Genomic DNA, 8,007 nt, shown 5'->3' on the forward strand with positions numbered 1-8,007 from the left:
AAGTTCTCCGTGCGCTCCCAATAATAATTCTTGCAGCCAGCTCATCGGCGCTCTGCCGGTAGATTCCGCCTGTCTTGATTGTTGTTTTGACCCAACCGGGAATATTGACTGCGATGGAGGTCAGACCGCAGATATCAGCGATTTAACCGTTTTCATTGACCATCTGTTCATCACCTTAACTCCGCTCTGTTGTCCTGATGCGGCTAACACCGATGGCACTGGAACGACAGATATCTCCGATTTGACTGCACTCATCGATTATCTCTTTATTTCGCTCGCCCCGACTGCGCCATGTCAGTGACTGTAGGGAATGGTGTAACCGTGAGATGGGTGGTGTTGTCGGTAAGAAGCAGGACTGAACAGAGAACATGAGGATTGCCGCGTCGCGTCTCAGAAGCCGCTCCTCGCAATGACTCACTGGAAATGTCACCCCAGCGAAAGCTGGGGTATGATCCAGGGACATGATTGAACTCTAATCCGGGGAAGTCGAAAAGTAACTCGTATTTGCCGGCCATTCGTCCAACTATAGCCTTACTGCCCAATAGTTTAAGCGCGTTATCTGGTTATCCTCAGAACTTGTCACTTTTTTTCAAACTGACACTTGACATTCCCATCCCACACGATATATTTGCAGGCTTTACAAGAAGTTGACCCTCCGTAAGTATTGGAAGAGACCAAATGAAGACTTTTTTACCGACCGCTGACCCGCATAATCGCCGCTGGGTTGTAATCGATCTGCAAGGCGCGACCCTTGGACGCGTGGCCGTCAAAGTGGCTGCTATGTTGCGTGGCAAAGACAAACCGACTTTTACTCCCCATATTGATATGGGCGACCATGTTGTGGCAATCAATGCCGCAGGACTAAAAGTGACCGGCTCAAAATTGCTCAATAAATTCTCGTATACCTACACCGGATACCCCGGCGGACTGAGAAAGCATAATCTCGGGAACGAATTGAATCGTCGACCGGATGAAGCGTTCACTCTGACAATCCGAGGCATGCTTCCGAAGAATAAACTCGGACGCAAAATGATTAAGAAACTACATGTCTATGCCGGAAGCGAGCATCCTCATGCCGCTCAACAGCCGACATCAATTGAATTGAAGAGGAAGTAAAATTATGGCGCAAGCGCAAAGCAATCCGCCTTCGGCGATCGGGCGTAGAAAAAGCTCCACGGCTCGCGTTATTCTCTTTCCGGGCAAAGGAAATGTCTCAGTCAATGGCAGACAAATATCTGATTATCTCAGCCGCGAAACACTGGTAAACCATGCCTGCGAGCCGCTCCTTGCGACCGAAAGCACGGGTCGATTTGATATCGTCTGTACTGCCAAAGGCGGCGGAGTCTCAGGCCAGGCCGGAGCAATCCGATTGGCCTTAAGCCGGGCATTGATTCTCTATCGCCCCGATGTCCAGCGCACACTCAGCCGCGGCGGTTTTCTTACCCGCGACCCGCGCGAAGTTGAACGAAAAAAATACGGGCGTCCCAAAGCTCGCAAACGCTTCCAGTATTCGAAGCGATAAAAAACAAGAAGTATCCACACTCAGCCGAATATTCTGCTGAGTGTGGAAATAAGCAGTGACGGTCGACTTGGCCGACGGTCCCGATCAACGGGTACTGGTCAAGGATGAAGCCCGAACGAAGTTAAACCGTAGACAGAGGTAGTTTGTGATTACTCCAAAAGTCAAAGAGTTCTTAGAGGCGGGCGTCCATTTTGGACACCAGACCCGTCGCTGGAATCCCAAAATGAAGCCGTTCATTTTTGCAGCGCGCAACGGCATCTATATTATTGACCTGCAAAAAACAATCAACGCTCTTGAACAGGCCAAGCGAAAAGTCACCGAGGTTGTTTCAGCCGGACGTTCGATTCTTTTTGTCGGAACCAAAAAACAGGCACGCGAGGTTATTCTCGAAGAAGCGCCCAAATGCAAAGGTTTCTATGTCACTGAACGCTGGCTCGGGGGGATGTTGACCAATTTCGCCACCATTCGTAATTCTATCAAAAAACTTAAAGACATTGAGCGGATGCGCGAAGACGGCACGCTTGAAAAGTTCACTAAAAAAGAACGGTCCAACTTCGAAAACGAAGCCGGCAAGCTTGTCAAGATTCTCGGCGGCATCAAGGAGATGAATTATCTCCCAGGTCTGCTGATAGTTGTGGACGCCAAAAAAGAAAAAATTGCCGTGGCTGAGGCTTCCAAACTCGGCATACCGATTATTGCAATTCTCGATACAAATGCCGATCCGGATCCGATTGATTTCCCGATTGCGGCCAACGACGATGCCATTAAATCCATCAGATTGCTTCTCGGCGAGTTGGTGGTTGCAGCAATCGAGGCCCAGGCCAGCGTATCGCAGGCAATGATGGAAAAGACCCTCGAAGAGGAGCGGGCAACACCACTGAAAACGTATATTTCTGACTCAGACAGACCAACTGTTTGAGTTCGCATAGACAAGGCAGATAAGAGATAATGGAAATAACAGCGAAATTAGTAAAAGACCTTCGCGATAAAACAGGCGCGGGGATGATGGACTGCAAAAAGGCCCTCAGCGAAAGCAACGGCGACCTTGATAAAGCGGTTGCTGTCCTGCGTGAACGGGGAATCGCCAAAGCCGGTTCAAAAGAAGGACGCGTCACATCTGAAGGCGTCATTGCCTGCTACATCCCCCCGGGAGAGAAACTTGGCGCCATGATCGAGATTAACTGCGAGACAGATTTTGTGGCCCGAACCGACCAGTTCAAGACATTCTGCATGAATATAGCCAAGCATGTGGCCGCCAATCCGTCGCTCGGGAGTGCTGGCAGTGGTGACTTGCTTCTCCCGCAACCTTTTTCCGCTAAACCCTCGATGACAGTGGGCGATGCCATCACAGAAACCATTGCCGGACTGGGCGAAAACACAATTTTGAAAAGATTCGCGCGCTTTGAGACAACATCGGGCGTCGTTTCCTATTACGTCCATCCGGGGGACAAGCTCGGTGTGCTTGTGGAAATCTCGGCAAAGTCATCCCCCAAGGTCGATGAACTGAAAACGTTCGCCCGTGATGTCGCCATGCATGTTGCAGCCGCATCCCCGGCGGCAGTGCGCCGTGAGCAAGTCGACTCCACAGCGATAGATGCTGAAAAATCAATCTTCCGCAAACAGGCCGAAAACGAAAAGAAACCAGCCGCCATCATTGACAAAATTGTCGACGGCAAAGTTGAGAAATACTACGCTGAAGTTGTTCTCATGGAACAGTCATATGTGAAAGATAACGATAAGACTGTCGGAGATCTGGTCAAAGAAATGAGTAGTTTGCAGGGGGAACCGGTCGCTATCTCTCGTTTTGTCCGTTTCCGTCTTGGAGAATAACTTCGGATGTTAACAGACTCTGCCCCACCAGCCTATAAACGAGTTCTGCTAAAACTCTCAGGCGAATCATTGATGGGACCGAGCGATTACGGTATTCACACACAGACCGTCGAATCAATCTGCTCACAAATTAAAGACATGAAGCAACTCGACATCGAACTTGCAATAGTCGTAGGCGGCGGAAATATTTTCAGAGGAATGAATGCTGCAGAGCGAGGTATGGAGCGCGTCACGGCTGATAACATGGGAATGCTGGCGACGGTGATGAACGCCCTTGCGCTCATGGACACCCTCGAGAAAATGGGCATCTACACACGGGTTATGTCGGCGGTGAAAATCGAAGCCTTTGCCGAGACATATATACGCCGCCGCGCTGTGCGCCATATGGAAAAAGGACGCACCGTCGTTTTTGCGGCCGGTACAGGCAATCCATATTTCAGCACCGACACCGCCGCATCGCTCCGCGCGATGGAAATCGGCGCAGATCTTATGATCAAAGCGACCAATGTCGACGGTGTATATTCCGCTGACCCCAAAAAAGTACCCGGCGCAGTGTTTTATCCATCGCTCAGCTTCATGGATGTCCTGACCCAGGACCTGAAAGTGATGGATTCAACCGCCATTTCACTTCTCAAAGATTATCATATTCCTGTGCGGGTAGTCGATATCGGAATCGAAGGCGTGCTTAAACGCGTCGTCACAGGCGAAGATGTTGGAACACTTATCTCCTAATATTAATAAGTCAATAAGACAGAGGGCGACAGGAGTCTCATTATGCTTGATAAGATTTTCACAGAAACAACTGACAAGATGCACAAGACCGTTGATACGGTCACCCGCGAACTCGGGACAGTGCGAACTGGAAAAGCGTCATCGCACCTGCTTGATATGGTGCGCGTCGAAGCCTATGGCACAACCATGCCGATAAATCAGGTCGCTACCGTGAGCGCGCCTGAACCGCGTCTGGTCGTGGTCCAGGCCTTCGATAAGTCGACAGTCGGCGATATTGTCAAAGGGATTCAGAAGGCCGATTTGGGGCTGAACCCGTCGGTCGATGGCGCGCTTATCCGTCTGGCAATCCCGGCCCTGAACGAAGAACGCCGCAAAGATTTGGTCAAGCAGTGCAAACATATCGTCGAAGAAGGGCGAGTGGCTATACGGAATATCCGACGCGATGCCAACGAGCATATCAAAAAGGCATTAAAAGACAAGAAAATATCCGAGGATGAGGAAGTCAACGCGCTTATAGACACCCAAAAGTATACCGATACCTATATTTCACAGCTGGACCAACTGCTCGTCGTCAAAGAAAAAGAAGTCATGGAAGTCTGAACCGGGTTACCAGCGTTGATTTGTGGGTGCTTCTACCAGCGCTGACATTTCCCACATGGTCGCTGCGAGGAGTGCCTTGGCAGGTACGACCCTCCACGGCGGGCGGGCACGGCAATCTCAGTTCTCATTGTTCCTGGAACTCGGCTCCCCGCTTAATAATAACCGGGCTTGGAACCGCGCTCTATCTTGGATAGCTCCCTTCGATAAATTGAAGCAGGTATCTGTTCTCGACCTCCATATCCATCATTCGGGTTTTGACAATATCACCCACCGAAACCAATCCGAAAAGCCGCTCGTCCCGCATAATTGGGACATGCCGAATCCGATTTGTCGTCATTATCGATGCAATATAGCCGATTTCGTCAGACTCAAGCCCTACGATGACCTTCTTTGTCATCAAGTCCTCGACCATCGACGAACGAAAGCTCTGGAGAGAATCAAAAATATGCCGGAAGATATCCTTGTCGCTGATGATTCCCGCCAAGCGAAGATTTTTATCCACAACGGGCAGACAGCTTATGCGATTCTTTATGAGAATCTCCATGGCGTGCGGTATGGTCATTTTGACTGTGGCTGTCACTAATTCCTGTTGTTTCCCTCTGAGAATATCTCGGACTATCATACACTCTCCTTTTTTTGGGTTCTTTGGCGGTTTGTCGTAACGGTATTCATAATTTATTCTATCACCTTCATCCTCATCCATACCGGCCGAGATTGGGTCTTGAGAAAGTCAAACAGGTTGATTATGCTAACGCCGCCACAAGACACGGGGGTGAATTGTCAAAACGCGCACGTTCACGTATAAGTTGATACGCAGAAACAGGTCAGGATGAGAGCAAAAAAAGAAATACGTTTCAGACTTTTCGCTGTTTTTATGGCCGTTCTTCTGTTTTATGCATGGACCGTATTGGGGAGCCCTGACGACCAACCTGTTCTGAGATACTATTGGGTAAAAGCGGAAAAAGCATTTACCGCATCCGACTCAGCTCTTGGTAGTCGGGATTACGCCATATATGTCCGTTCTTTCTATAGGCATATAAGCCGCAAAGGGAAAACGACACACACCGACACCAGTCGGGTTGTATTCTACTATTCGGCTGGCCAGCTTGATTCACAGGTCACCAAAACAGAAGACAGAGTAAAAGAGCGGCCAATTGACATTTCGCTCCCGAATCTTTTCAAAAATGAATACGTTCTGAGCTTTTTTCCCAACGACACAGGCGGCAAGGAACTGGCCATCGCCTTTGACCACCGGTCTGCTTCCGCCTCGGAGCCATCCGGCACAGCGATCATTGATCGGAACAGCGGACTTCTCAGATGGCTCTATACGCACTATCCAAATAAAATCGGCTATAAACGGTACTCTCGCTCATTCCGGCTGACTGAACATGACGGCTATGTTTCCCCCGATTCAGTGTGGGAAGTCGGCACACGGGAAGGCGTTTTCACAAACGAATATTATCGCATAGAAACTAAAATTGATAGTCTTGTTATTGTTCGATAGCCACGCATTGGCTGTCGCCACGATAACCCGGGACTGTTGTAAAACCCTCTACACCGTGGTTGGCGCACGTCCCGCAGTGGCGGACAAAGCCTCGTGCGCCAACAAATCCTCGATGAGTCGTTGCGAGTAGCGACTTCTTAAGTCTTGTACCACACTCCGCCGTGGCGGACGGTGTGATCTCTTATTGTAACCTGACCGTTCTACTCGTGGTTGGTATACATCCCGCAGTGGCGGCCTGCGGTTCAGCGATTCCTTCTTCTATGTCATTCCCGCCCGCCACGGCGGAGAATCCATCTTCGTCTTCGTGCGGGCCGTCCTCCATTGGCGGATTCGAAAATCTCTGTTCCGCACCATGTTTCAGCAATTCGATCATGCTCACACCGGGCAGGAAACACCCAGCTGTGGGCTGGGCTACCGAAGACTGAAGCAGAAGTTCCCTACATTGTCATTCCAGTGAAAACTGGAATCCATCTTCTATTCATTCGGGTATGCCACCGCTCATAGTGGTTTCTAATATGTGGTGCAGTCCGCGGCGGCGGCCTGCACGTTGATTTACCCTGGATTCCAGCTTTCGCTGGAATGACAAAGATAGCTGGAATGACAAAAGGAGGGAGGACTGCACAGACGAAGAGAAGATGTCAGTCCGCCCCGCCACAGCGGGCAGGCGCGGCGGCCTGGCGTCTTAATCATCGGTGCGCGACTGGGACGTCCCGCACGAAGAATTAAGAAGTGCCGTCAGCCTTCTATTTTGTCATTCCAGCGCAAGCTGGAATCCATCTTCGTCCGTGCTGTCAGGCGCCCCCGCCTGACTGTCTCGACGTGTCGGGCTCCGCCGCGGCGGACTGGCGTCTTAATCATCGGTGCGCGACAGAGACGTCCCGCACGAAGAATTAAGAAGTGCAGTCAGCCTTCTATTTTGTCATTCCAGTGAAAACTGGAATCCATCTTCTCCGATATTCGCAGGTCATCCGCCCCCGCCTGACTGTCTCGACGTGTCGGGCTCCGCCACGGCGGACTGGCGTCTTAATCATCGGTGCGCGACAGAGACGTCCCGCACGAAGAATTAAGAAGTGCAGTCAGTCCTAAGTAGGTCAGGATCCTTGTGATCCTGACTTCTTTTCTGTGCTGTCTGGCGCCCCTGCCAGGGGATGGTATCTCCCCCGCCTGACAGTTTAATCATAGTGTCGGGCACGGGATAACTGCCCCGTCGGGGGCGCCCGACACCACTTCATAGTGGGTTCCCGCGTCCGCAGGGAAGACAGAGAACAAAAGAATAGCTGAACCGCGGGAGTTCATCGCTACAAGACGAAAAAAAGATGTCGAGACCTCGGGAAGGTATCGACCTACTAATATCAGAGAAGATGTCAGTCCGCCACGGCGGAGAATCCATCTTCTCCGATATTCGCAGGTCATCCGCTACGGTTTTCCATGGCGAACGATCATGACGTCCTATCTCACTGACACGCCGCTGTCGGAGCCAGCGAAATAAAAAGATGGTCGATGAGCGCTGTCAAATCAGAAATATCAACTGGCGGCACTCCATCGATATTGGCCTCTGATTCGCAACAAAGCGGAGCCAGCGATATAAAGAGATTGTCAATCAATGCCGTCAGGTCCGAAACGTCTGAGACATCGGCTTGATCACAATCGACATTACCCGTTAATCCAACACAGCAGGATGCCAGTTGCCGTTGTTTTTCAGGATCGAGACAGTGCTGGAACCTGTATTCGCGACCGCCAGATCAGGTTTCCCGTCCCCGTCAAAGTCGGCGGATGTAACTGAATTAGGATTACTCCCCACCCCGTAATTCACCGCTGA

At 50.7% G+C, this 8,007-nt stretch carries 12 protein-coding genes; 8 read left to right on the forward strand and 4 right to left on the reverse strand.

The genetic code is table 11. The features are described from left to right. The 7 genes from SGI97_04225 to frr all read left to right on the forward strand — a co-directional run. A partial coding sequence (locus tag SGI97_04225) for a hypothetical protein (GenBank protein ID MDZ4723096.1) occupies nt 1-301 on the forward strand: 301 nt, incomplete at its 5' end. Nucleotides 302-678: 377 nt separating this feature from the next. Continuing rightward, entirely contained in the window at nt 679-1,116 is a 438-nt protein-coding gene (gene rplM / locus SGI97_04230; GenBank protein MDZ4723097.1) for a 50S ribosomal protein L13, read from the forward strand. 4 nt (nt 1,117-1,120) lie between these two features. Then, nucleotides 1,121-1,522 (forward strand): 30S ribosomal protein S9, encoded by a 402-nt coding sequence (rpsI, locus tag SGI97_04235; protein MDZ4723098.1) that lies wholly within the window; start codon nt 1,121-1,123, stop codon nt 1,520-1,522. 145 nt (nt 1,523-1,667) lie between these two features. Beyond that, the gene (rpsB, locus tag SGI97_04240) at nt 1,668-2,441 is read left to right on the forward strand and encodes a 30S ribosomal protein S2 (protein ID MDZ4723099.1); all 774 of its coding nucleotides are present in this window, start codon (nt 1,668-1,670) and stop codon (nt 2,439-2,441) included. 29 nt (nt 2,442-2,470) lie between these two features. After that, a complete protein-coding gene (tsf, locus tag SGI97_04245) occupies nt 2,471-3,352 on the forward strand; it encodes a translation elongation factor Ts (protein ID MDZ4723100.1) in 882 nt (293 codons plus the stop codon). Between the two features lie 6 nt (nt 3,353-3,358). Continuing rightward, entirely contained in the window at nt 3,359-4,084 is a 726-nt protein-coding gene (gene pyrH / locus SGI97_04250) for a UMP kinase (GenBank protein MDZ4723101.1), read from the forward strand. Between the two features lie 42 nt (nt 4,085-4,126). Continuing rightward, complete coding sequence (gene frr / locus SGI97_04255; GenBank protein ID MDZ4723102.1) at nt 4,127-4,684, forward strand: ribosome recycling factor; 558 nt, start codon at nt 4,127-4,129, stop codon at nt 4,682-4,684. A 181-nt stretch (nt 4,685-4,865) separates the two neighbouring features. On the opposite strand, the gene SGI97_04260 is transcribed toward frr, so the two are convergent. After that, complete coding sequence (locus tag SGI97_04260) at nt 4,866-5,306, reverse strand: CBS domain-containing protein (GenBank protein MDZ4723103.1); 441 nt, start codon at nt 5,304-5,306, stop codon at nt 4,866-4,868. A 207-nt stretch (nt 5,307-5,513) separates the two neighbouring features. Between SGI97_04260 and SGI97_04265 the strand changes: the two genes are divergently transcribed. Next, entirely contained in the window at nt 5,514-6,188 is a 675-nt protein-coding gene (locus SGI97_04265; protein MDZ4723104.1) for a hypothetical protein, read from the forward strand. Nucleotides 6,189-6,369: 181 nt separating this feature from the next. Here the strand turns inward: SGI97_04265 and SGI97_04270 are convergent, their stop codons facing one another. From SGI97_04270 to SGI97_04280, 3 genes are all read right to left on the reverse strand, one after another. Further along, nucleotides 6,370-6,561 carry a hypothetical protein gene (locus SGI97_04270; protein ID MDZ4723105.1) on the reverse strand — a complete coding sequence of 64 codons (192 nt, stop codon included), beginning with the start codon at nt 6,559-6,561 and terminating at the stop codon, nt 6,370-6,372. 1,081 nt (nt 6,562-7,642) lie between these two features. Continuing rightward, nucleotides 7,643-7,792, reverse strand: a complete 150-nt coding sequence (locus SGI97_04275) for a hypothetical protein (protein MDZ4723106.1) — start codon at nt 7,790-7,792, stop codon at nt 7,643-7,645. A gap of 56 nt (nt 7,793-7,848) precedes the next feature. Beyond that, complete coding sequence (locus SGI97_04280; protein ID MDZ4723107.1) at nt 7,849-8,001, reverse strand: FG-GAP repeat protein; 153 nt, start codon at nt 7,999-8,001, stop codon at nt 7,849-7,851. Nucleotides 8,002-8,007 lie beyond the last annotated feature (6 nt).

Source organism: Candidatus Zixiibacteriota bacterium, from assembly GCA_034439475.1.
GTDB lineage: Bacteria > Zixibacteria > MSB-5A5 > GN15 > FEB-12 > JAWXAN01.